The 22,181-nt window shown below is 56.2% G+C and carries 16 protein-coding genes and 1 pseudogene; 10 read left to right on the top strand and 7 right to left on the bottom strand.

The genetic code is table 11. The features are described from left to right. The first annotated feature begins 26 nt into the window (after positions 1 to 26). Together K5845_RS13910 and K5845_RS13905 are read left to right on the top strand one after the other, a co-directional pair. Positions 27 to 1,907, top strand: coding sequence for an ATP-binding protein (locus K5845_RS13910; protein WP_287959263.1), 1,881 nt, complete (start codon positions 27 to 29; stop codon positions 1,905 to 1,907). Positions 1,908 to 1,926: 19 nt separating this feature from the next. Beyond that, positions 1,927 to 4,194, top strand: coding sequence for an ATP-binding protein (locus tag K5845_RS13905; RefSeq protein ID WP_287959262.1), 2,268 nt, complete (start codon positions 1,927 to 1,929; stop codon positions 4,192 to 4,194). Between the two features lie 185 nt (positions 4,195 to 4,379). Here the strand turns inward: K5845_RS13905 and K5845_RS13900 are convergent, their stop codons facing one another. The 4 genes from K5845_RS13900 to K5845_RS13885 all read right to left on the bottom strand — a co-directional run bounded on the left by K5845_RS13900 (position 4,380) and on the right by K5845_RS13885 (position 6,839). Then, on the bottom strand, positions 4,380 to 4,559 hold the full coding sequence (locus tag K5845_RS13900) for a hypothetical protein (RefSeq protein WP_287959261.1): 180 nt from the start codon (positions 4,557 to 4,559) through the stop codon (positions 4,380 to 4,382). A 261-nt stretch (positions 4,560 to 4,820) separates the two neighbouring features. Continuing rightward, on the bottom strand, positions 4,821 to 5,102 hold the full coding sequence (locus K5845_RS13895; protein WP_287959260.1) for a hypothetical protein: 282 nt from the start codon (positions 5,100 to 5,102) through the stop codon (positions 4,821 to 4,823). Between the two features lie 22 nt (positions 5,103 to 5,124). Then, positions 5,125 to 6,429, bottom strand: a complete 1,305-nt coding sequence (locus K5845_RS13890) for a relaxase/mobilization nuclease domain-containing protein (RefSeq protein WP_287959259.1) — start codon at positions 6,427 to 6,429, stop codon at positions 5,125 to 5,127. Then, positions 6,426 to 6,839 (bottom strand): hypothetical protein, encoded by a 414-nt coding sequence (locus K5845_RS13885; protein ID WP_287959258.1) that lies wholly within the window; start codon positions 6,837 to 6,839, stop codon positions 6,426 to 6,428. The genes K5845_RS13890 and K5845_RS13885 overlap by 4 nt, the downstream gene beginning before the upstream one ends. 479 nt (positions 6,840 to 7,318) lie before the next feature. On the opposite strand from K5845_RS13885, the pseudogene K5845_RS21280 reads away from it, so the two are divergent. The 6 genes and pseudogenes from K5845_RS21280 to K5845_RS13860 form a co-directional block, all read left to right on the top strand. After that, positions 7,319 to 7,456: pseudogene (locus tag K5845_RS21280) on the top strand (competence protein CoiA family protein); the annotation flags it as partial. A 39-nt stretch (positions 7,457 to 7,495) separates the two neighbouring features. Continuing rightward, positions 7,496 to 8,107 carry a competence protein gene (locus K5845_RS13880; RefSeq protein ID WP_502814142.1) on the top strand — a complete coding sequence of 204 codons (612 nt, stop codon included), beginning with the start codon at positions 7,496 to 7,498 and terminating at the stop codon, positions 8,105 to 8,107. Between the two features lie 124 nt (positions 8,108 to 8,231). Continuing rightward, the gene (locus K5845_RS13875; RefSeq protein WP_287959256.1) at positions 8,232 to 11,012 is read left to right on the top strand and encodes a class I SAM-dependent DNA methyltransferase; all 2,781 of its coding nucleotides are present in this window, start codon (positions 8,232 to 8,234) and stop codon (positions 11,010 to 11,012) included. Between the two features lie 74 nt (positions 11,013 to 11,086). Beyond that, positions 11,087 to 12,799: a DUF262 domain-containing protein gene (locus tag K5845_RS13870; protein ID WP_287959255.1), complete on the top strand. Its 1,713-nt coding sequence runs from the start codon at positions 11,087 to 11,089 to the stop codon at positions 12,797 to 12,799. Continuing rightward, entirely contained in the window at positions 12,796 to 14,859 is a 2,064-nt protein-coding gene (locus K5845_RS13865) for a DEAD/DEAH box helicase (RefSeq protein WP_287959254.1), read from the top strand. Before K5845_RS13870 ends, K5845_RS13865 begins: the two co-directional genes overlap by 4 nt. Then, on the top strand, positions 14,852 to 16,039 hold the full coding sequence (locus tag K5845_RS13860) for a GIY-YIG nuclease family protein (RefSeq protein WP_287959253.1): 1,188 nt from the start codon (positions 14,852 to 14,854) through the stop codon (positions 16,037 to 16,039). The genes K5845_RS13865 and K5845_RS13860 overlap by 8 nt, the downstream gene beginning before the upstream one ends. 324 nt (positions 16,040 to 16,363) lie before the next feature. Here the strand turns inward: K5845_RS13860 and K5845_RS13855 are convergent, their stop codons facing one another. Next, positions 16,364 to 16,936 (bottom strand): terminase small subunit, encoded by a 573-nt coding sequence (locus tag K5845_RS13855; RefSeq protein ID WP_287959252.1) that lies wholly within the window; start codon positions 16,934 to 16,936, stop codon positions 16,364 to 16,366. A 375-nt stretch (positions 16,937 to 17,311) separates the two neighbouring features. On the opposite strand from K5845_RS13855, the gene K5845_RS13850 reads away from it, so the two are divergent. Continuing rightward, positions 17,312 to 18,448, top strand: coding sequence for an AAA family ATPase (locus K5845_RS13850; RefSeq protein ID WP_287959251.1), 1,137 nt, complete (start codon positions 17,312 to 17,314; stop codon positions 18,446 to 18,448). After that, positions 18,448 to 20,676, top strand: a complete 2,229-nt coding sequence (locus K5845_RS13845; protein ID WP_287959250.1) for a S8 family peptidase — start codon at positions 18,448 to 18,450, stop codon at positions 20,674 to 20,676. The genes K5845_RS13850 and K5845_RS13845 overlap by 1 nt, the downstream gene beginning before the upstream one ends. Positions 20,677 to 20,941: 265 nt before the next feature. Here the strand turns inward: K5845_RS13845 and K5845_RS13840 are convergent, their stop codons facing one another. Further along, on the bottom strand, positions 20,942 to 21,247 hold the full coding sequence (locus K5845_RS13840) for a hypothetical protein (protein ID WP_244512366.1): 306 nt from the start codon (positions 21,245 to 21,247) through the stop codon (positions 20,942 to 20,944). A gap of 217 nt (positions 21,248 to 21,464) precedes the next feature. Next, positions 21,465 to 22,148: a Fe2+-dependent dioxygenase gene (locus K5845_RS13835; RefSeq protein ID WP_046476981.1), complete on the bottom strand. Its 684-nt coding sequence runs from the start codon at positions 22,146 to 22,148 to the stop codon at positions 21,465 to 21,467. Positions 22,149 to 22,181 lie beyond the last annotated feature (33 nt).

The raw sequence follows: 22,181 nt of genomic DNA, 5'->3' as shown, positions 1-22,181 counted from the left end.
GATTCTTACGCTCTGGGGGGCGGGCAATGCGACTAATCGGTGTAACAATAGAGAATTTTCGGTGCTACGAGAGCCCCGTTAGCGTTCGGTTTGACGATCTGACGGCGCTTGTTGGTCGTAACGATGTCGGCAAGTCCTCGCTAATGGATGCGCTTGCCATTTTCTTCGAGGCGGCTACGCCGGATAAGGATGACGCGTGCAAGTCGGGTAATCCGAAAGCAATGCGCATTACCTGCGAGTTCGATCAACTCCCGGCGCATCTTGTCGTGGACACCGACTTTCCAACAAGCCTAGCAGCCGAGCACTTACTCAGCCCTCGACAAACATTGATACTCCGGAAAACCTACAATGGTTCTCTGGCTACGCCGAAACCCTCGGCCATTGAAGCTATGGCTCTCCATCCAACGGCGGCAGGATACAATGACCTACTCACCCTAAAGAAGTCTGATCTGGCCTCACGGGCGGCCGAGTTGGGGATTGATCTTCAGGGAGTCGATAAACGGATCAACTCTGCAGTGCGCGGAGCAATTTGGGAGTGTTGTCCCGATCTCGAACTTGCAGAGGTTTCGGTGCAACTTGAAGAAGAAGGTGGTAAGCAAGTTTGGGCTGCATTGCAGCCCTACTTGCCGACCTTCGCGCTCTTTAAATCGGACCGCGCCAGCACCGATCAGGATGCAGAAGCGCAAGACCCACTTAAGGCGGCCATCAGGGAGGCCGTCAAGGCTGTCGAACCGAAATTGCAGGAAGTGCAGGAATATGTTGAAGCCGAGGTGCGGAAGATTGCTGCCGCAACCGTCGAAAAACTGCGCGAAATGGATCCTTCCGTGGCCGAAACACTTGATCCGGTAATCTCCACCAAAAAATGGGAAAGCCTATTTTCTACTAGCATCACTGGAGACGAAGGCGTTCCGCTGAACAAGCGTGGAAGCGGCGTCAAACGCTTGGTACTTTTGAATTTCTTTCGCGCAAAGGCTGAGGCTGATGCTCTGAAAAAAAGTGCGGGTTCAATCATCTATGCCATAGAAGAACCAGAAACGAGTCAGCATCCACGCAACCAGCGACTCCTTCTAACCGCACTACGTGATCTGGCGAGCGGCGAGGGCAGGCAAGTCATTCTCACCACTCACACACCAATGCTGGCGCGCTACCTACCGGCGAGCGACCTACGCTTTATTGAGCGCCGCGATGACGGAACAAGGCAAGTGAGTGAAGGCCATCCGGACATATTGGATAGGATTGCGGCATCCCTCGGCGTTCTTCCCGATCACAACGTCAAAATCTTCGTGGGCGTGGAAGGGCCGAATGACATCGCCTTTTTGAGAGGCATCGCAAAAGTCTTGCGCAACGCAGGTGAGGATGTCCCCGATCTAGACCGCCTCGAACTTGATGGGGAGCTAATTTTCATACCGCTTGGAGGCAGCAACCTAGCTTCCTGGGCTTCGCGTCTAAAGCACCTAAACCGCCCGGAATTCCATATATGCGACCGCGATAATCCGCCGCCGGACGAACCCAAGTATGCTGCGCACATGGCAGAAGTTAACAATCGGGATGTATGCAGAGCGGTAGCTACGCAAAAACGCGAAATGGAAAATTACCTGCATCACGAGGCCGTGCAAGAGGCATATCAGCAAAACGGTCATGCTATCAACTTAGCGCAGCCGTTTGGCGATTTCGACGATGTGCCGACCATCGTTGCACGAGCTGTTCACGTAGCGAATGGTGACGAACCTTGGGACGAGCTATCCGAAGAAAAGCGACGCAAGAAGGAATCCAGGGCGAAGTCCCAGCTCAACAATGCCGCCGTAAGGGTAATGACGGCAGAGCGCTTGAATACGACTGATCCGGCTGGTGAGATTAGGAACTGGTTCGTGACTATCAACCAGATGATGGCCGAGGTGAACCAATAGAGCGACGTTCGGCGGCCATATGCTAAATCTCGAAAATCTATCGTCTATCGATTTTGAAGAGCTTTGCCGTGATCTGGCTGGCGCTGAACACGGGTGTCGTTTCACAGCATTTGGGCCTGGACCGGACGGCGGAATTGATGGTCGGCATTCGGCTGGCGACGGTGCGATCATCCTACAATGCAAGCATTATGCTGGCTCGACTTTCTCCAAGCTTAAATCCGCCCTAAAAGCAGAAGTCAAAAATGTCTGCGCTCTTAAACCTAAGCGCTATCTATTCTTTACCTCTCAATCTCTGACTCCGGCAAAAGCCACGGAATTGGCATCCATCTTGGATGAATATCTTTTGTCGCCAGATGATATTTGGGGGCGTCAGGATATTGAAGCGGCTTTGAAACGCAATCCAGAAATCGTGAAGGCTCACATCAAGCTTTGGCTAACGAATACCGCAGTCTTAGAGCGTGTTCTGCACTCCGGTTTGGAGGCTTTTACGCAGGCTACCAAAGACGAAATTCGAGACGAGCTACGTGTCTATGTAACCAATCCAAGTCTGACCGAAGCAGCAAAAAAACTGGAAGAAGAGAAGGTATTGATTATCTCCGGTGCGCCGGGAGTAGGCAAGACCACTTTAGCCAAAATGATAACCTATCAATATCTCAACAATGGCTGGAGGTTCTATGCCATCAATTCCCTTGATGAAGGTTTTGCGAAAGTCGAGGATTCACGCCCAACTATCTTCTTTTTTGATGACTTCCTAGGCCGTATTGAGCTGGATAAACAGTCCCTTTTGCAAAGAGACACCGCATTGGCGACTTTCGTTAAGCGAATCCGCAGATCGAAGAATGCGCGGTTTGTACTGACGACCCGCGCGCATATTTTTGAGGAGGCACGCCGTATTTCCGATCATGTCGATGACCGGAGACTACAGTTGTCGAAATATCTCCTGGACGTAGGTAAATATACCAGGCGTATCAGATCGTACATTTTGTTTAATCATCTGACTGCCTCCGAACTTACCGAAATGCATTTTAATGCGCTTCTTCATGACGATTGGCTAAAAAAAATCGTTGACCATAGGAATTATAATCCCCGCGTGATCGCATCAGTGTCAAGCGAACTAATCGGAGATGTAGAGCCTGACGAGTATCCCGGACATATTTATCGTGCTCTGCAAGACCCAGACCTGATATGGAGTAAGCCGCATCGCGCCTTAAGCATAAGTGCAAAAAATCTGCTCGTAGCGTTGTATTTCGGAGGGCCGTTCGGTCAGGACATAGATGAACTTCGCATCAATTTCCTTGCAATGCACCATACCGTTTGTTCACACTACGGCCACACGGCAACACCGGACGATTTTGAAGAAACTTTGCGTTCGCTCGAAAGCGGATTTATCGTCATTAGCGGAAAGCAAGTTGACTTCGTTAATCCGTCGCTGTCGGATTACATGAAGAGCTACTTGACTGAGCATAATTTTCTTGCGCTTCTCCCTTCTGGTGTGCGGCGGGCCGAATGGGCGCAAAATTATTGGTCCCACGTAAAGGCGCAGTTTAAAGCGCGCCCGGAGATTTTAAGGCAGCTCGCCAATGCGTTCGTAGAGTATTTGCCTAGAATTGAAGCTACACCCACAGAGAAACACGAGGTCCGAAATGGAACTCGGTACACGACTCGAGACGACATCTCTATGACAGACAGGGTGTATTTGCTTCTCGATTGGTGGGAAGCCACTGCTCAAGATATGTTTCTCCAGAGGGCCTTTGATCTCCTAACATCTGGAGCGTTGGAATTGCGGGCTTGGGCCGATGGACGCGATCTGCCCGGACTCCATTGGCGCGTATATAATTTCGTGCCGAGCGATCATCCGCTGTACGAAGGCCTGTTGCTGCATATCGAAAAGCATTTGCTACAAATTATCCGTGGCTATCCTCCAACGGACGAATTGGTTTCGATCATTGAAGCTGTGAACGAGCATATGGCTTCAATGGATATCACGGAACTTGACGCTGCTATCGATCGGGCCGTTCGCTTTGAACTTGAGGAAACTGCCGATGCAATCAGCCACCTCGACTCGGAAGATAGCTTATCCGAACAATCGGAACATGTTGATCAGCTCGCAGCATTGACAGGACGCAGTCCTGAAAAGGCAAAAAAGGTAATTGCGGAACGCATCGGTGAAATCGAGCAGCGGGATTATTCCGCGCATCAGCCAAGCCTATCATCAAGGTCCTATGGGTCCGAGGATCGCTTTAGCGATGCAGAACTGAAAAGCCTGTTTTCCAGTCTTCTGAGTTGACGACGCGCCATACAAAGGCACTCATCAATGTTCATGGGCGTCTTTGCCAACTGCGGACATTCCGCTAAGCGCCACAGATAGATAGGCAAATGCACCGGGCGTGCCTATCGACCGATATGCATGACGAAGCTACTCTGAAGCCTGAACGGTAGTATGCGGCTGGCCGTCAAGCCAGCCGCACCGGCTTAGAGCCGTGGAGCGCGAGACGCCAACTCATGCTCAATGTTGCGAATGGACTCCAGCGCATCGTGGCGCTCTTGCGAGCCGCAGGCGGCGCGGTTGAAGGCGCGTTTTGCCTCTCCGAGCAGACCGTGCAATTCGGCGGTGCCGCGTGCTGCCGCTTCAAAACGTGAGACGAGTTTCATCGTATCCTCCTTCGCTTCAAGGAGACCCCGAACCACTCAGGGCCTTTCGGCCCCGGCACACATCATCGGCCTGGGAAGGCCTGATGGTTCGGGATCGGATTGAGACGGACAGGAAGATTCAAAAACGAGACGCCCTCACGGATTGAGGCGTGCAGCATCGCGCGCGGCAGGATTGTCAAAGGGTGGTGGGGAGCGAGACGAGGCTTCGCCCCGCGCCGGATGCGCGAGGCCGGTGCCACAGAGCTGTAGCCTAGACGTACATCAATGGATTTGTTGCGGCAGGACAGTTACCACACGCACAAAGCCGGGATCGTCGATGATGACAATTTCGTATCGGTACTCAGAGCCGATGCAATATTCCTCCATCAGGAAGCGCCAGACCTCGCCCCAAAAGGCCCGCCCCGATTTTGTTGGCCAGTGCGTCATGCGCCATTCGACCTCGCCAATCGGGGAAAGGTTGGCCCTTTCACAAGCGGTCTCCAGTGTCCGGGCGGTGTCATAGACACGGCGTGGCACATATGTAGTCCAGTCCGGATTTTTCATCTCAGGCTCCTTTCAGCTTTCGTCATTCCATGCGCGGGCTGCGCGTTCTCCTGCGCCTGCCGGAACGGCTGCGGCCCTCGCGTTCTGATTTGTTGTCTTCGCGCTCGCGTTCCGGCGCGGCCATGTCGTGGTAGCGGGTGATGTCCTGGCGGAGGAGGAGCAGGTCGGCCTGCTGCTGTTCGCACTGGCCCTGTATTTCCTGTTGCAGGGCGCGGCGCTCATCGAGTTGGCGGACAATCAGGCTTTCGCGTTCGGCGCGGTCGCGCAGCGTGGCCTGCCAGGCTTCGTGCTCGTTCTGCTTTTTGATCCGGCCATAGCGGCCCGTGATCCGGTGCCAGATGCCGGAGAAGCCGCGCGGCAGGCGGGCAGCGCGCTCTTTCGTCTCGGCGAGCCAGCGCTCTTCATGCGATTCTTTCAGTGCTTGCCGTTCATGACGGTGCCGCCCGGTCATTTCGCTGCGGCGGAAGAGCAAAACCTTGAGCCCGCGTTCGGCTTCGCGTTCAGCGTCCTTGATGAAGCTCTGGAGCTGTTCGGTCATTTGCGCGGCCATTGCGGCGCGCGCTTCGTCGGCAGACGGGAGTTTCTTGGGGTCGCCAAGGCGGGCAGCGACTTCCTTGGTCTTCGCCCCTGTCAGGCGGGTGATGCTGTAAATCTCGCCGCAATAATCGACGGCAACAAAGCCGCGCCGGTCGCCGCGTGCGAGCGTGAAGCCGCGTACCTTGAGCGCATTTTCAAAGGCCGCGCCGGAATCCGACTGCTTCCAGCATTTCTGGAAAAGCGCCTTGAGCTGCTTCGGATCGAGCCCCGCACGGCGGGCCTGCTGCCATTCGGCGCGGGTGAAGTTCAGCGGATCGCGCAGGCTGCGATCCTCAAGACCGCGCGGCATATCCCAGCCATGTTCACGGTAGAGCTGCTGCGACACGTCGCGCAGCTTGACCTTGTAGTGCGCCATGTTGAGCGCGCGCATGCGGTCGGCATCGATGCGCGACCAGACAACATGCGCATGCCGCCGCCCGTCCTTTTCGTGGAAGACGATGGCGCGCGGCTGGTTCGCCAGACCGAGCTTTTCTTCAATTTGTGAAATGGCCTGCTCGAAGGCTTCGATGCTGACATTCTCGTCCGCAGGCGGATTGAGGCTCATCGAGAAGAGATGCTTGCGGCAACGTGTGCCGCTGGCGATGGCGTCGGCCTCGTGGAAGGCCCCGAGCAGATCGTCGCTCGCAAAGCCGCGCACGTCATGCAGCTCGACATGATCATTGTCGCGCATGGCGAGCAGGTAGCGGGCAAGCTGCGGGCCGTCCCCGCGTTCCTTGGCTTTCAGGATCATGGCCCATCCCCCGGATTCTTGCCGAGGGCGCGCAGCAGATCGGCCCGCAGGGCGGATATGTCCCGGCAGGCTTGCTGGAGATCGGCTTCGGTTTCAGGGGTGACGGGCAGCGAGCCCGTATTCACGGCCTTGGCGAGCTGGTTCAGATTCGAGGACAGGCGCGACTGGCCGAGCGCCGCCAGGACGCGCGCCAGCGCCTCATGATCCTTAACCGGGCTGTTGCCCTGGCGCTTGCGCGGTGCCGCATCCTGGCCGAACAGCCGCTCGCGGATATAGACGCCGAGCGGCTTGCGGCCAGCTTCCGCCAGCAACTGCGCCTTCTCGGCATAGGTCAGCCGCAGCGAGAAGGGCGAAGGATATTTCGCCGGTTTATCAGCCTGTTGGTGAAACTCATGGCGAAGGATCGTCATGGCCGCACCTCAGACCCTTAGCCGGGTCTAGCTGTGCGAGATGGCGCTCCCATTCATCCAGCACCTCGAAGAGAGTGTTCGAACTCTCTCCTTCGAGGTGCGCCATTATCCTGTGTTTTATTAAGCAAAATCAATAGATGAGCAAATTTGCTCCCACATTTACTCCCACACCGTGACTTGGAATGCGGCGGAATTGGGCGGCACTAAACGGCACATCTACGCGCTCAATATATAGCGAAGCGAACTTGAAGGTCTCGAGCTCTCGCTGTAGCATTCGAGTCGTTTGAGAGTAAAAAGGCGGACTCCAGAACACCGCCCTCAATAACCAGCGCCAGAGCTAACTGGGCAACGCTGAAGAAAATTAAGAACCGCCGCCGGACACGATCTGGTCGAGCTGGCCCAATCAAAACTCCCATCTACGACAACGCTATTGCGCGTGACGCGTCGTTGTGCGCGCGCGCCAGAACGTGGAGACAAGCATGCGATATGCTTTGGTTGACGGCCAACGTGAAGAAGCGCGACCCGGCCTAGTGGGTATCTGTCCCCGATGCGAAGAACCAGTGATCGCCAAGTGCGGACCGTTGCGAGTTTGGCACTGGTCGCATCGTGGCAAACGCACATGTGATGTTTGGTGGGAACCGGAAACCGAATGGCATTTGGGTTGGAAAAATCGCTTCCCGCAAGATTGGCAAGAGATAGTTCACCATTCAAACGATGGCGAAAAGCACATCGCCGACGTGAAGACACCGCTTGGGCTTGTCATGGAATTTCAACATTCCTTTTTGGATATCCAAGAGCGTAACTTGCGTGAAGCGTTCTACCGCAACATTGTTTGGGTGGTGGATGGCAAGAGGCGCAAGCGCGACAGGAAGCGGTTCTTCGACGCCCTGAAGTCGTCGCGGCAAATAGGCAACGCGGTTTTTCTCGTTTCCTTTGTCGAGGAAGGCTTGCCAAGGGAGTGGCTGAGTTGCGCTGTTCCGGTTTACTTCGACTTTGGCGATGACAATGAGCCGGGTGACCCATTTCCAATTGTGTCGCCGGTAGTGTGGTGCCTTCTGCCGCGACGGGCCATGGCGCGCGCTGTCATCGTCGCCATCAACAAAACGCACTTCGTCTCTGCTTCTCAGAGGGGTGACCCAGTCTTTGATGGCAACAAACTAATATCCGCCATCGAAGCAGACATTCGGCGTCGACAGAGCGCTGAGTATGCAGCTTTTGCGCTACAGCAAAGACTCAAGAAGCGACCTCGGCGTTATCCTCGTTTCTGACCAACAGCAGCAGATGGCGGGCCTTTTGCCCGCTCCGCCCCGCCACTACTGTTACCGTCCGTTCCTACGCGTGCTATAGGCGAACGTCGGGAATCATGTTGCGGGGCTGGGGCGCGACCGATCTATGAACGCTGTTGAAATCGAAGAGGCGATCTCCAAGCTGGCGGAGGAGCCGTTCGATGCGGAGAACTTCCCATTCCAGTTCCTTGAAGCTTTCGGCAACAAGGAAACGACGATTAAACGCCTGCGCAAGGGCGAGTCGAACAAGTCAGATCTGGGCGGTGTCCTTCAGACCAACAACATCCACATCGCTGTCGCCGCTCCCGGCGAGGTGACAAAAACCCTGGTCGCGCTGAAGGCCAGCCCGGCGACTGCCAGGGCCAAGGCGAAATTCGTTCTAGCGACCGATGGGAAGACCTTTGAGGCTGAGGATCTGGCGACCGGCGAGACGGTTGCATGCGCCTATGTCGACTTCCCGGATCACTTCGGCTTCTTCCTCCCGCTTGCCGGCATCACGACGGTCAAGCAGGTCCGTGACAGTTCCTTCGACATCCGCGCCACCAGTCGCCTGAACCGGCTCTATGTCGAGCTGCTAAAGGACAATCCCGAATGGGGCACGGCCGAGCGCCGCCCGGACATGAACCATTTCATGGCACGGCTGATCTTCTGTTTCTTCGCGGAGGACACTGATATCTTTAACGGTACGGGTCTGTTCACGGCCACGATCGAACAGATGAGCGCACGGGACTCGTCCAACACCCATGAGGTTATCGGCGCGTTGTTTCGGGCCATGAACACGAAGATCGAAGATCGCACGAGCGCGAAACTGCCGCGCTGGGCCGACGCCTTCCCCTATGTGAACGGTGGGCTTTTTTCCGGCAACATGGACGTGCCGCGCTTCAACCGGATCGCGCGCTCCTACCTCCTCCATATCGGCGGCCTTGATTGGAAGAAGATAAACCCGGATATCTTCGGATCGATGATCCAGGCGGTGGCCGAGGACGAGGAGCGTGGCGCGCTGGGCATGCACTACACCAGCGTACCGAATATCCTGAAGGTCTTGGATCCACTGTTTCTCGATGATCTGCGCGAGAAGCTGGAAGAAGCCGGCGACAACCAACGAAAGCTTCTCAACCTGCGCAATCGCATGGCACGCATCAGGGTGTTCGATCCGGCTTGCGGCTCTGGCAACTTCCTCGTCATTGCCTACAAAGAAATGCGTGCAATCGAGGCCGACATCAACCGACGGCGGGGTGAAGTGGGACGGCGCACTGACATCCCTCTAACTAACTTTCGCGGCATCGAGCTGCGTCACTTCCCTGCGGAGATTGCGCGCTTGGCCCTCATCATCGCCGAGTATCAATGCGACGTCCTCTATCGCGGCCAAAAGCTGGCGATGGCTGAGTTCCTGCCTCTCAATGCGCAGAACTGGGTCACTTGCGGAAATGCGCTTCGACTCGATTGGTTGAGCATCTGCCCGCCGTCTGGAACCGGCGTAAAGCTGCACGCCGATGACTTGCTGCAGACTCCGCTCGATCAGGCGCAGATCGACTTCGAGAATGAGGGTGGGGAGACTTACATCTGCGGGAACCCGCCGTATAGGGGTGGAACTGAACAGGACAAATTACAGAAAGACGACATGCGTTTCGTCTTTGCAAAAAGACAATCCACATGGAAATCTTTCGACTATATATTAGGTTTTTTTCAGAAGGCCAGAGACTACCTCGATCATTGCAATGCCGCAGCTGCTTTCGTTACCACGAATTCGATTTGCCAAGGCGAACAAGTCTACCGATTCTGGCCAAGTTGCATATCGGACAGAGTCCGCATTTCGTTTGCTATGACATCTTTCAGGTGGTCCAACTTAGCAAGCAAGAACGCGGGCGTGTCCGTCTGTATTGTTGGAATTCAGCGCAATCCAACTAAGGTGCGATTATTCCAAGGGGCTAACGGTCTGGTTCGCGAAGTGGAAAATATCAATGCGTACCTTATTCCATTTATGGATGTATATGTTAAAAACCAAATGAAACCCCAGAACGGCATGAGCCCTGTCGTTAACGGGAGTAAACCTGTCGACGGTGGAGGGCTTGTTTTTGACCGTGATATTGCCGAAGAACTAAAATCTGCGACTCCCGAATACGCAAGAGTTATTCGCCCATACTTTGGCGCCCATGATGCAACCCATGGGGTTGGCCGTTATTGCATTTGGGCGACGCGCGAAGAGTATGAAGAGATAAAAAACATTAAAGCGTTTCGAGAGCGTTTCGCAATTGTCTCGGAGATGCGAGCGAAGAGTACCAAAGCGCTGACAAAGGCGGGGCAGAATAATCCTTTTGCGTTTCAGCAAGTACGTCAGACGGGAACAGAAATCGTATTTCAAGTCCCTATGCATTCATCAGCAACGAGAGAATTTTATCCGGTTGCTGCTTTACCCCGTGGCTCCATCGTAAGCAATGGTGCCTTCTCCTTTTATGATCCACCGCTTTGGAATATTTCGGTTTTTGTCTCACGCCTCTCGCTGATATGGATTGGGACAATATGCGGAAAAATCAAAACGGACTTTAGATTTTCCAATACACTTGGCTGGAACACCTTTCCCGTCCCTACGCTGACCGAGAAAAACAAGTCCGACCTAACCCGCTGCGCCGAAGATATCCTGCTGGCGCGGGAGGCGCATTTCCCGGCGACCATCGCCGACCTCTACGATCCCGACAATATGCCCGCAGACCTGCGCGAGGCGCATGAGCGCAACGACGAAGCGCTGGAGCGAATCTACATCGGCCGCCGCTTCAAGAATGACACCGAGCGGCTAGAGAAGTTGTTCGAGCTGTACACTAAGACGACGGCGGAGAAGGGTGGGACCAATAAGGTCGTGACAAAGACGAAGGTCCGCGAAGAGAACTGACTTTTCGGCAGGCACAACGGGCACAGACCGGATCCGCTCGCAGCAGCAGATCCAATTGGGGGAAGAGGGGGACAATGGAAGCGCGTAGCAAAACAATCGAGGCATGGTTCTCGATGATCGAACAAGGGCAGATCAACCTGCCCCGCTTCCAGCGACACGAGGCATGGCGTCCCGCGCAGATCGCCGGTCTGTTCGAAAACATAATGCGTACTCCGCCCCTGCCGGTCGGCGTCCTTCTCATTTTGGAAGTTGGCGACAAAGAACTGTTTCGTTCGCGACCTATTGTTGGTGCGCCGGCCTCGAACGTCAGGCCGAGCATGCATTTGCTCGATGGCCAGCAGCGGATGACCGCCCTGTGGCGCTCGCTGACGGACAATTACGACGACATCCGGGTTTTTGTTCGCCTACTAAAGGAACGGGACGGGGCGGAGGACGACGACGCAACGGAGTCCGAAGAAGTCGAGCGCCCTCTGGTTGAGATCGTCAAACGGTGGGATCGCAAGGGCGTTATGCAGCCTGTTTGGGCAGACGATGACGTGGCCTGCATCAAGCGCGGGTTGGCCCCGCTTGCCATCCTGCGCCCAGGTGGAGCGGGGGAGACTGCGTTTAAGGCATGGCGTGACCGCCTGCGCGAAGCAAAGGCTTACACGGACGATATTGGCGATTTGGCCAGTGAACTACGGAAGCGTGTGCAGGGCTATGTATTACCGTTCCTGTCGCTGCCAGTGGCGACCTCGCGTGAGACAGCACTGGAGGTCTTCATCAATATGAATACCTCTGCGTCGCCGCTCAAGGATTTCGACATAGTCGTGGCGCAGGTCGAAGAAGCTGCCGGTGAATCGCTCCACGATAAGATCGCGGAGCTGTTGCGTTCGATACCGGCAGCCAAGGACTATGGCCGCATTGAAGGCATTCTTCTCTCGGTTGCAGCCCTTCTGCTCGACAAACCCCCTCTGAAAAAGACCTATCTGGGAGAGGAATTTGGCACCGACCTGATGAGGATCTGGCCGCAAGTGGCTGTCGGTCTTGAACGTGGACTTCAATTCCTCAGCGATGAAGCTTTGTTCGACGAGAAATCATTGCCTAGCGAGGTGGCGGTTTATCTAACCTGTGCCCTCTGGGCCGCTGCCGCCAGCCTGCGACTCGACCAAGAGGGCAATGCTCGCAGCCTGATCCGCAAGGTCCTCTGGCGTGCCTGCTTCACCAATCGCTATGGCAAGACCTCTGCGACGCGCGCCTATTCTGATTTTCGAACGCTGCATGGCCTCATAAAGGGTGACGATTCGCCGGCTTGCGAACTTTTCAATGAGACCGTGTTTCGGCTACCTGACATCGAGGAAATCAAGGCTGCGGGTTGGCCGGGTCGCAAGGACCGTCTACCACGGGCTATTCTTGCGACGTCACTTCGCCGGAAAGCACTCGATTTTGCCGATGGTGCGCCGATCAACAAAAGCAATATTGCCGCCCGTGAACTCGATCACCTCTATGCCTGTGGCTTCCTGAAGGTAGGACGCGACGACCCACTGGTGAATAGGGCACTCAATTGCGCTCTGATCACCTCTGCGACCAATCGCAACAAAAGTGGCTCGGCACCTAGCATCTATATTGCAAAGCGCGCCCAAGCGGCAAATCTGGGAGCAGACGTAGTGCGCTGGCGTCTGGCGACGCATCTAATCCCCTACGAAGAAGTCATTGCAGACGATTACGAGGCATTTTTGAATGCTCGTGCCGCACTTGTCGAGGCCGACATGAGAGCTCTCTGCAACGGTATGGAGCCGACTGCATGACCGACCAGAACAAGGCCATCCCCTCCGTTTCGGTTTCCTATGCCCGCAACGGCAGCTCGACCAAGTCGAACGAGTTGGGCATGCGCTCCATGCAGGAGCGCGCTTACGAAAAGCGCGGCGAGCAGTACCTCCTGATTAAGTCGCCGCCAGCGTCGGGCAAGAGCCGAGCACTGATGTTCATTGCGCTCGACAAACTGCACAATCAGGGGCTCAAGCAGGCCATCATCGTTGTGCCGGAAAAGTCTATCGGCGCGAGCTTCAACGACGAGCCGCTGACAAAATTCGGGTTCTGGGCCGACTGGCATGTGCTGCCGAAATGGAACCTGTGCAACGCACCTGGCTCAGACAACGGCGGCAAAGTGAAGTCGGTTGCCGCGTTTCTCGACAGCGACGACAAGGTGCTGGTGTGTACCCACGCCACCTTCCGTTTCGCCGTCGACCAATTCGGCGTCGAGGCCTTCGATGACCGACTGATTGCCGTCGACGAATTCCATCACGTCTCGGCCAATCCAGACAACAAACTCGGAACGCACCTGGGCCAGTTCATCGCCCGCGACAAGGTGCATATCGTAGCCATGACTGGCTCCTACTTCCGGGGCGATGCCGAAGCGGTGCTGGCGCCGCAGGACGAGGCGAAGTTTGATGTCGTCACCTATACCTATTACGAGCAGCTAAACGGCTACGAGCATCTGAAGCACCTAGACATCGGCTATTTCTTTTACTCGGGCTCCTATGTCGACGACATTCTGAAGGTGCTCGACCCCGCAGAAAAAACAATCATCCACATTCCAAGCGTTAACTCGCGGGAAAGCACGAAGGATAAGATCAAGGAAGTCGACCACATCATCGGGGCCCTCGGGGAATGGCAGGGTAGCGACCCTGTCACCGGCTTCCAGTTGGTCAAAACGCGGGATGACCGCATTCTTCGCATCGCTGATCTGGTCGACGACGACCCGAACAAGCGCGACCGCGTATCCGCTGCCCTGAAGAACCCGACTCAGAAGAACAACCGCGGTCATGTCGACATCATCATTGCTCTTGGCATGGCCAAGGAGGGATTTGACTGGATCTGGTGCGAGCACGCACTGACGGTCGGCTACCGTTCGAGTCTTACCGAGATCGTGCAGATCATCGGCCGCGCCACGCGCGATGCTCCTGGCAAAACTCGCGCACGCTTTACTAACCTGATTGCAGAACCGGATGCCTCCGAGGAAGCCGTCACCGAGGCCGTCAACGATACGCTCAAGGCGATCGCGGCGAGCTTGTTGATGGAGCAGGTTCTTGCGCCACGCTTTGAATTCAAGCCGAAGCACCCCACGAGCGGTCCCGCGGATGGGTTCGATTATGGGGAAGGAGGCTACGACCCAAACGAATGCAATGTCGGCTTCAACGAGGGAACCGGAAGGTTCCAGATCGAGATCAAGGGTCTAGCCGAGCCAAAGAGCAAAGAAGCCACTCGAATTTGTCAGGAAGATCTAAACGAAGTGATCGCCGCCTTCGTTCAGGACAAGACGACAATCGAGCGCGGCTTGTTTGACGAGGAGCTGGTACCCGAGGAGTTGACCCAGGTCCGAATGGGCAAGATCATCAAGGACAAATATCCCGAGCTTGACGCGGAGGATCAGGAGGCGGTGCGCCAGCATGCGATCGCGGCGCTCAATCTGACGCAACAGGCGAAGCAGATTGCGCTTGATGTCGAAGAAGGAGACGAACAGCAGAGGGCCAACACCGCCCTGATCGATGGCGTACGCAGGTTTGCGATGGACGTGCGAGAGCTGGACATCGACCTCATCGACCGCATCAATCCGTTCGGTGAAGCCTATAGCATCCTTGCCAAGACGATGAGCGAAGACAGTCTGAAGCAGGTCGCAGCAGTGATCGCTGCCAAGCGCACGAATCTCTCTCCAGAGGAAGCGAAAGAGCTTGCTCTGCGTGCCGTCAAGTTCAAGAAGGAACGCGGGCGATTGCCGGCCATCAACTCGCAGGATGCTTGGGAACGTCGCATGGCAGAAGGTGCTGCAGCGTTCGTTCGCTTCAAGGATGAGGGCCGTTATGAGTGAGCCCGATCTCGACGAACTGCGCTCCGAACTCGACGACTTCGCACAGCCGGAGAAAAAGGGCGGGCGCTCGGCGCGCGAAGAGCGCATCATCGCCGGCTTCGAGGAAATTCAAAGATTTGTCGAACAGCAGGGGCGCATGCCACAGCATGGCGAGGATCGCGACATCTTCGAGCGGCTCTATGCCGTACGCCTCGACCGTCTGTGCGCGCTTGAGGAGTGTCGCACGCTTCTCGCGCCGTTCGACCACCAGGTGCTCTTGGCAGGAGCGGGGGATAGCTCCGCTGCACCGGCGGAGACGATGGACGATGACGAGCTTCTCGCCGAACTGGAGGGCGCGGCGGGCTCATCCGACATTACAGAGCTTCGCCACGTCCGCAACGCCGCCGACAAGCGCGCGGCCGAGGAGATCGCCAATCGCGAGAAATGCGAAGACTTCGACAACTTCAAGCCGCTGTTTCTCCAGGTTCAGGCGGAGATCGAAAATGGCATCCGCCAGAGCCGACCCTTTGAGCTGAAGGCGGAAATCAGATCGGGCACTTGGTTTATCGTCGGAGGACAGAAGGCCTACGTAGCCGAGGCTGGCGAGGTATTCACGAACGCGCAGGGCCGCACCGATGCGCGACTTCGCGTGATCTTTGAAAACGGCACTGAAAGCAACATGCTCATGCGCTCGCTTCAGCGGGCGCTCAATAAGGATGAGGCAGGTCGACGGATCACCGATCCGGTCGCGGGCCCGCTGTTCGCGGGGGAAAGCGAAGACGGCGATCAGGCGAGCGGCACTATCTATGTGCTGCGAAGCAAGTCAAATCATCCGATAGTTTCCGCCAACCGTGATCTCGTTCACAAGATCGGCGTCACCAACATGAGCGTCGAGCAGCGTATTGCCGGTGCGCGGCTTCAGCCAACCTTTCTCATGGCCGATGTCGATGTCGTCGCGACCTATGAGCTGTTCAATATCAACCGAAGCCGGCTCGAGAACCTGATCCATCGCATTTTCGAGCCCACCCGGCTCGACATCGAGATAAAGGATCGCTTCGGCAATCCAGTGATCCCGCGCGAATGGTTCCTCGTGCCGCTGTTCGTTATCGATGAGGCGGTGGAAATGATCAGGGACGGGAGCATTACCGGCTTTGTCTATGATCCGAAGACCGCCGCCTTGGTGCGCGCCGGGGCAACGTGATGCATTGTTGCCCGTTGCGCATGATTGCGCGCACCACAAACCTGCTCACATCGGATCCAATCATCCGCTTCCGTAGACGGCAAAGCGACACCTTCAACGCGCTATACATCGCGCTCGGCGATGGTCCGCCGCCCGGATCGTCGCGGTACATGACGCCGAATATTCTCTCGCTGGGAACTGGGTATCCACGGCCGCGCCAGACAGCTTCGAGAACCGCCACCTCGCGGGGCGGGATGCCGTAGCGATCGATGAACATTTCAAGCGATGGCGCGGCCACCCTCTGCTGGCAGCATGGGCAGGGAATTTCGGGCCCAACAGCCACTGTCACTCCTCCTCCATGTCAGATGGGACGCCTGCGTCAGGAAGGTGTTGGATGTGACCTGCCCGCTTGCGGGCGCGATCCAAGCGAACGGCAAGTCCTTCAAGGCTCTTGTGCTGCACGACCTCTTGGAACGCGTTCACGGCCACGTGCTTACCGATCATCTCTAAGCGACGTACCCGATCCGAGAGGCGGAGTTTTTTGACTGTCGCGACTGGCTCGCCTTCGACTTCAACAACGTGAACGTCGATGCCCTGCACCAACCCCTGACGCCAGATGTGAGGCCATTCCTCTACCGGCCGCAGATCACCCTCATCGTCGTATAAGTCGGCAACATCCGCTTCGGCCTCAGCCACGAGGCGCTGCAAAACCCAGTCGGCATCGATCTTCGTGCGCTCGCTGCGGAGGGCTTTTGCAGCATCGATTGCTGCTCGCACGTGTAAGCTATCGAGAAGTTTCGGACCGATCTGATTTGCCGTCTTCGCTGAATATCCTGCACGGATTGCCGCTTGCGTAGCGTTCAAATCCCGCAAGAACTCTTCGACGAACCGCGTCTGTTTTTCCGTTAATGACCGCATCCGAAGTCGAGCCCTGTTTCCAGGGCCGACAATAGGATCAAGACGGTTACGGCGATGTCCAATACCAATAATCACCAACGCGGTAGCGACGCGGAGAGGAGACGGCGCAACATGCGATCCGCACTGTAAATGCAAGAGGGCTGCGCGAGGTTAGCGCCTCACTCCGCTTCTGCAGGCCGGCATGATGTGTTCGCAGGTGCTAGCCCCCACAGGGTGATTCGTGTCCTTGGCATCGAATGCCTTTGATGACTTCGCAGCTGCCATAAAAAATCATATTGAAATCCGTCAATTAACAGCAAGATGGACGAAAATTGCATGATCGTTGAAATTTTCGTCCATCCGTGTTATTCACGTTTCAGAAGGAAGACTGATAACATGAATGACTCCCCACGCACCTCCGACCTTATAACACTCGCTAGAATTGCGCTGACCGGTCGTCAGCAGGATGTTCAACTGCTGCTGCGGCGCCTGGCGAAAAAGCACCGCGTCTCGGATCCGCGGCTTGCAGACCAATTGATGGCGCTGTTGCAGGAATCGCCAACACGGGCCTCCCCGCTCCGCCGCCAGTCGGATGTTCCGCTTCCCGTGGATGGAGATACGCGGATTCATCTCCTGCGCATAGAAGACAACCCCATGCTCGACGCGGAACCGGTCTACACCGCCGATGTGCAGCAGACTTTGGATCAACTGGTCAAGGAGCGCCGCAAGCCCGAACTGTTATCGCGCGCCGGACTGGAGCCAACGCGCACAGCTTTGTTTGTAGGGCCGCCTGGCGTCGGAAAAACTCTAGCCGCACGATGGATTGCACGCGAACTTGGCAAGCCGTTGCTCATCCTCGATCTGGCTGCCGTTATGAGCAGCTATCTAGGCCGCACCGGCACCAACCTCCGGCAAGTCCTCGACTATGCCAAGTCCCTTGACTGCGTTCTTCTTCTTGACGAGCTTGATGCGATCGCCAAGCGACGGGACGATCACAGCGAAATCGGAGAGCTCAAGCGTCTCGTCACCGTGCTTATCCAGCAGATCGACGACTGGCCTTCAACTGGACTGCTACTTGCCGCCACCAACCACTCCGATCTTCTCGACCCCGCAATCTGGCGCAGGTTCGAAAGTATCGTAAGCTTCCCACTACCTCACGCCGACGCCAGATCTGCATATCTGTTCTCGCTAATAAGCGAGATCGAGCCCCGCGCTGCCGAGTGGAGCAAGCTGCTTGCCATTTCGTTGGACGGATCATCCTACAGCGATATGGAACGCGCTATCGCGAATGCGCGTCGACACGCGGCTCTCTCAAGCGATCCTTTGGAAGACTTTCTTGGCCGCCTGATCGATGTCGAGCGGATGTCCAAGGCCGACCGGATCGCGTTAGCTGAACAACTGATTGCCAATGATATCCTCTCACAACGCCGCGCTTGCGAGCTGACAGGCGTTGCGAGAGACACCGTGCGTAGCCGCATGCAGGCTACCGTCAAGTCCAAGCCACGGACGCGTAACAAGCGGAAGGTGGCGTGATGCCCGGACCGAACTTCCTTCTTGGCAAAGCCGAACGCCTAGTGACCGATATCTCGGGAACATCAGGTCCGCCCAATAAAGAGCACCCGTACTCTTTCGTCGAGGCACAAGCCAGGCTCTCTCCGATGCTTGGCAATGTATCCAGAAAACTCGATAACCTTCCAGATGATGCCTGCCCCAATGACCAGGCCGTCGTGTCGCTCATACTCAACCCCGAATACATCGCAAAATCATACTTCCCGAAAGAGTTGTTCCGGCTGACGAACCTGCAACCGGTGGGCTCCCGACCAAAGCGAATTACACCCGAGAAGAAGTCCAAAAACCGGCTACCGGAGGAGACAATAACGACCGAATATTTTGTCATGGGTCGACGGGACGACTTTCGGCATTGGGCGCAAAGCATCAACCGCTGGACAGAGAATACGCGCGGCGCTGTAGATATTCGAACCATCGAAACAATCGATGCCGCCGACGTTGAGGACAAGCTCAAGGGCCCGATCCCCAAGGGTGGCGAAGTGGTCTTCGAGGTGGTCTTGCATACTGACGAGTTGATCGGCGAAGCGCAGCTCTTGCCGACCTTCCGCGATTACCTTGACGGCTATGGGATCAAAACGGATCTCGGAAACAGGTTCTATGCAGGCGGTCTTTGCTTCGTCGAGATCAAGGCGCCCGCCGAAAAGTCGAAAGATATCGCTATATTTACCCCGGTCCGCGCATTGCGACAGATGCCTGAGCTGCGGATGTTGCGGCCTACGATCAGGTCGGCGGTTATGCCCAGTCAAAGCGTCACGCTGCCTGACGCTGATCCGATAGATCCCACGGTTCGCGCCGCGATATTCGATGGCGGATTGCCGGAAGACCATCCCTTGACCCGTTGGGTCACACCGATCGACGCACTCGACGTCGGAGACAGCAGTTCCGAGCTTCTCGATCATGGTGTTGCAGTAACATCTGCCTATCTATTCGGCTCGATCGACCCTTCAACTCCAATTCCTGTCCCATTTGCGCCTGCAGATCATTATCGCGTTCTGGACACCGCACCCGGCCAGAATTCGCATGAGCTCTATGATGTGCTGCACCGGATCGATGACGTCTTGAGTTCTCGTCATTACGAGTTCGTGAATTTGAGTCTGGGACCGCGTTTGCCGATCGAAGATGACGAGGTGCATGCATGGACCGCTGTGCTCGACGATCGTTTATCCAATGGCCACACGCTTGCTACTGTCGCTGTTGGAAATGACGGAGAAGGGGACGCCTCGCTCGGCTTTAATCGTATTCAGGTCCCATCGGATTGCGTCAATGCTGTGGCCGTGGGGGCATGCGATTCCCCTGATGCGGACTGGAAGCGCGCACCCTACAGTTCTGTTGGGCCTGGCCGCAGCCCCGGTCTGATCAAGCCGGATCTGGTCGCCTTCGGCGGAGCGATCAACCGTCCTTTCATCGTGATTGCAAACTCAGACACGCCACAGCTCGATGCAATTGGGGGAACCTCATTCTCTGCGCCGAGCGCATTGCGGATGGGAGCAGGGGTAAGATCGCATTTCGGCAGTGATCTCGAGCCTTTGGCGATCCGGGCGTTGCTAACCCATTGTGCCGAATCCTCGGAACATTCCATAGATCAGGTCGGCCGCGGCCGCCTTGCAAAACAGCTTCAGGACATCGTTCTAACCGACGACGATACAATCCGAGTCGTCTATCAGGGCGAGATCACACCGGCGAGATATGTCCGGGCGCCCATTCCGGTTCCTGGCGGCAGCTTGAGTGGCAAGGTGCGGGTGACCGCTACGCTATGCTATGCGACTTCTACGGACCCGCACCATCCCGGCAACTACACCCGCGCCGGCCTTGAGCCGGTTTTTCGACCAAACGAAAACAAGCGGAAGAAGCCGGAACAGGTTCACGCGGACACTCAATCATTCTTTGGCAAAGGCAAAGGTGGGCTCTCCGAGGCAGAGCTCCGTCATGACGCTTGGAAGTGGGAAAACTGCCTTCATTCCTCTCTGCGTTTTCTGGGCAGCAGCCTCGTCAACCCAGTCTTCGACATCCACTACAACGCACGCCTCGAAGGACGTGATTTCAGACCCGAAGACAAGCTTGCTTACGCCCTTGTGGTGACTGTGCGTGCCAAACGCATTCCCGACCTCTACGACCAGATCGTGCGGCGCTATGCCAATCAGCTTGAACCTCTGAAGCCTAGAGTTGACCTGCCGATCACAAACACCCCGTAGCAATACTCTTTTCCCAGCAAGGTCTTCGCGCGTTTCCCTCATGCGGTTTCGATCCGCTGTTGGGGCCATCCATAAGGCGGGCTTGGGGCGTATCGGCACTTCACCGGGCATTGTGTTGCATCAGAAATTACAAAGCGCCTACAATGACATAGCGGTGCCCAGTTTCATTCTGTCCGGCGCGCCACTTCCTGGCTCGGTGGCGAAGAAAATATCACCTCCTACGAGACGGCGGGCTGTGCTTGGGCCGAACGTGCAGGACAACGCTTTACTGCGTTTCTGTGTCTAAGCGCTCCACCTTTGCGCCCATATTCGGGACAAGGCGAACCCGGTAGGCGTCCTGCTCACATTGCAGAACCCATACGGTTTCGTTGGCACTCGATAGTTTCTGATCTCGCGTTGCGCTCTTCGGCTTATCGCAAGCGAAGCCTTGCCGACGAATCTGGCTCGCTATGATATCCTTGGGATCCTCACCGCTGGTCTGAGCCTGAGCCGGAATCACCGCACAGACCAAAGTCAAACCCGCAGTTAGGGTCGCGGTGAGACGTCCTCTCAAGTTCCTGGATTCGAACATGACACGCATCCTGTTCTCGACAGGCGGCCCAAAGACTATGGGACCAATCCGTTGACCGAACAATTGTGTCAGGAAACCAGCAAGATACCCCCTGTGCCAAGCGTATCTTCCAATGATGGTAAGTCTTTACCTTAATTCATCAGATGACTGCAGTTTTCCGACACACTTGGAGGACCTCAGACCAACCCGGCGCACCAGCGCAACAATAAGTTTCTGGTCACAGCTCGCCCCAACGACGCAACAGATTATGGTAATGGCTCGTCAACGCCACGACGGCACGATTGTCATCCGGCAATTGCTGACGCAGTTCCATGATGGCTTTGTCGAGTTCAAACATCTCGGTGCGCTTGCCGTCATCGCGCACCATCGATTGGGTCCAGAAGAATGAGGACCAACGGCTGCCGCGGGTAATCTCGGTTACATAGTGGAGACTGGTCGAAGGGTAGACGACCATGTCCCCCGCCGGCAGCTTCACCTTATGACTTCCGTAGGTGTCCTCGATAACGAGTTCCCCACCGTCGTAGTCTTCCGGAGCTGTTAGAAAGAGGGTCGACGAGACATCCGCACGCATACGGATGCCCACACCGGGCACGGTGCGCACAGCGCCATCAACGTGCGGATCGAATTTCATACCGATATCATACCGATTGAACATCGGCTGTAGGACGCGATACGGCAACGCCGCGGAGTTGAACGTAGGATTTCGCCCCAACGCCCGCAGGATCAGTTCTCCAAGTTCACGCGCTGTTTGCGAATCTTCTGGGATCTGCAAATTCGTTTTGGCTTTGGCCGCCTGTTCGCCGGCCGTCACTTTGCCATCAACCCAAGCCGCTGCTTCGAGAGCTTGGCGAGCGCGTGCCACCTCTTCAGGAGTGAGGACTTGAGGAATACGAACGAGCATTTTTAAGCTTCCCGGAACAGCGACAAGAGATCG

It is taken from the genome of Filomicrobium sp., assembly GCF_025698805.1.
Lineage (GTDB): Bacteria > Pseudomonadota > Alphaproteobacteria > Rhizobiales > Hyphomicrobiaceae > Filomicrobium > Filomicrobium insigne.
This window is presented reverse-complemented; position numbering and strand designations above follow the sequence as displayed.

Coding starts and splice junctions, on each gene's coding strand:
- K5845_RS13910 (WP_287959263.1), top strand. CDS start 27: ATGCGACTAATCGGTGTAACAATAGAGAATTTTCGGTGCTACGAGAGC.
- K5845_RS13890 (WP_287959259.1), bottom strand. CDS start 6,429: ATGATCCTGAAAGCCAAGGAACGCGGGGACGGCCCGCAGCTTGCCCGC.
- K5845_RS13855 (WP_287959252.1), bottom strand. CDS start 16,936: ATGCGGTCATTAACGGAAAAACAGACGCGGTTCGTCGAAGAGTTCTTG.
- K5845_RS13885 (WP_287959258.1), bottom strand. CDS start 6,839: ATGACGATCCTTCGCCATGAGTTTCACCAACAGGCTGATAAACCGGCG.
- K5845_RS13895 (WP_287959260.1), bottom strand. CDS start 5,102: ATGAAAAATCCGGACTGGACTACATATGTGCCACGCCGTGTCTATGAC.
- K5845_RS13835 (WP_046476981.1), bottom strand. CDS start 22,148: ATGCTCGTTCGTATTCCTCAAGTCCTCACTCCTGAAGAGGTGGCACGC.
- K5845_RS13860 (WP_287959253.1), top strand. CDS start 14,852: ATGAGTGAGCCCGATCTCGACGAACTGCGCTCCGAACTCGACGACTTC.
- K5845_RS13845 (WP_287959250.1), top strand. CDS start 18,448: ATGCCCGGACCGAACTTCCTTCTTGGCAAAGCCGAACGCCTAGTGACC.
- K5845_RS13875 (WP_287959256.1), top strand. CDS start 8,232: ATGAACGCTGTTGAAATCGAAGAGGCGATCTCCAAGCTGGCGGAGGAG.
- K5845_RS13905 (WP_287959262.1), top strand. CDS start 1,927: ATGCTAAATCTCGAAAATCTATCGTCTATCGATTTTGAAGAGCTTTGC.
- K5845_RS13870 (WP_287959255.1), top strand. CDS start 11,087: ATGGAAGCGCGTAGCAAAACAATCGAGGCATGGTTCTCGATGATCGAA.
- K5845_RS13850 (WP_287959251.1), top strand. CDS start 17,312: ATGAATGACTCCCCACGCACCTCCGACCTTATAACACTCGCTAGAATT.
- K5845_RS13900 (WP_287959261.1), bottom strand. CDS start 4,559: ATGAAACTCGTCTCACGTTTTGAAGCGGCAGCACGCGGCACCGCCGAA.
- K5845_RS13865 (WP_287959254.1), top strand. CDS start 12,796: ATGACCGACCAGAACAAGGCCATCCCCTCCGTTTCGGTTTCCTATGCC.
- K5845_RS13840 (WP_244512366.1), bottom strand. CDS start 21,247: ATGTTCGAATCCAGGAACTTGAGAGGACGTCTCACCGCGACCCTAACT.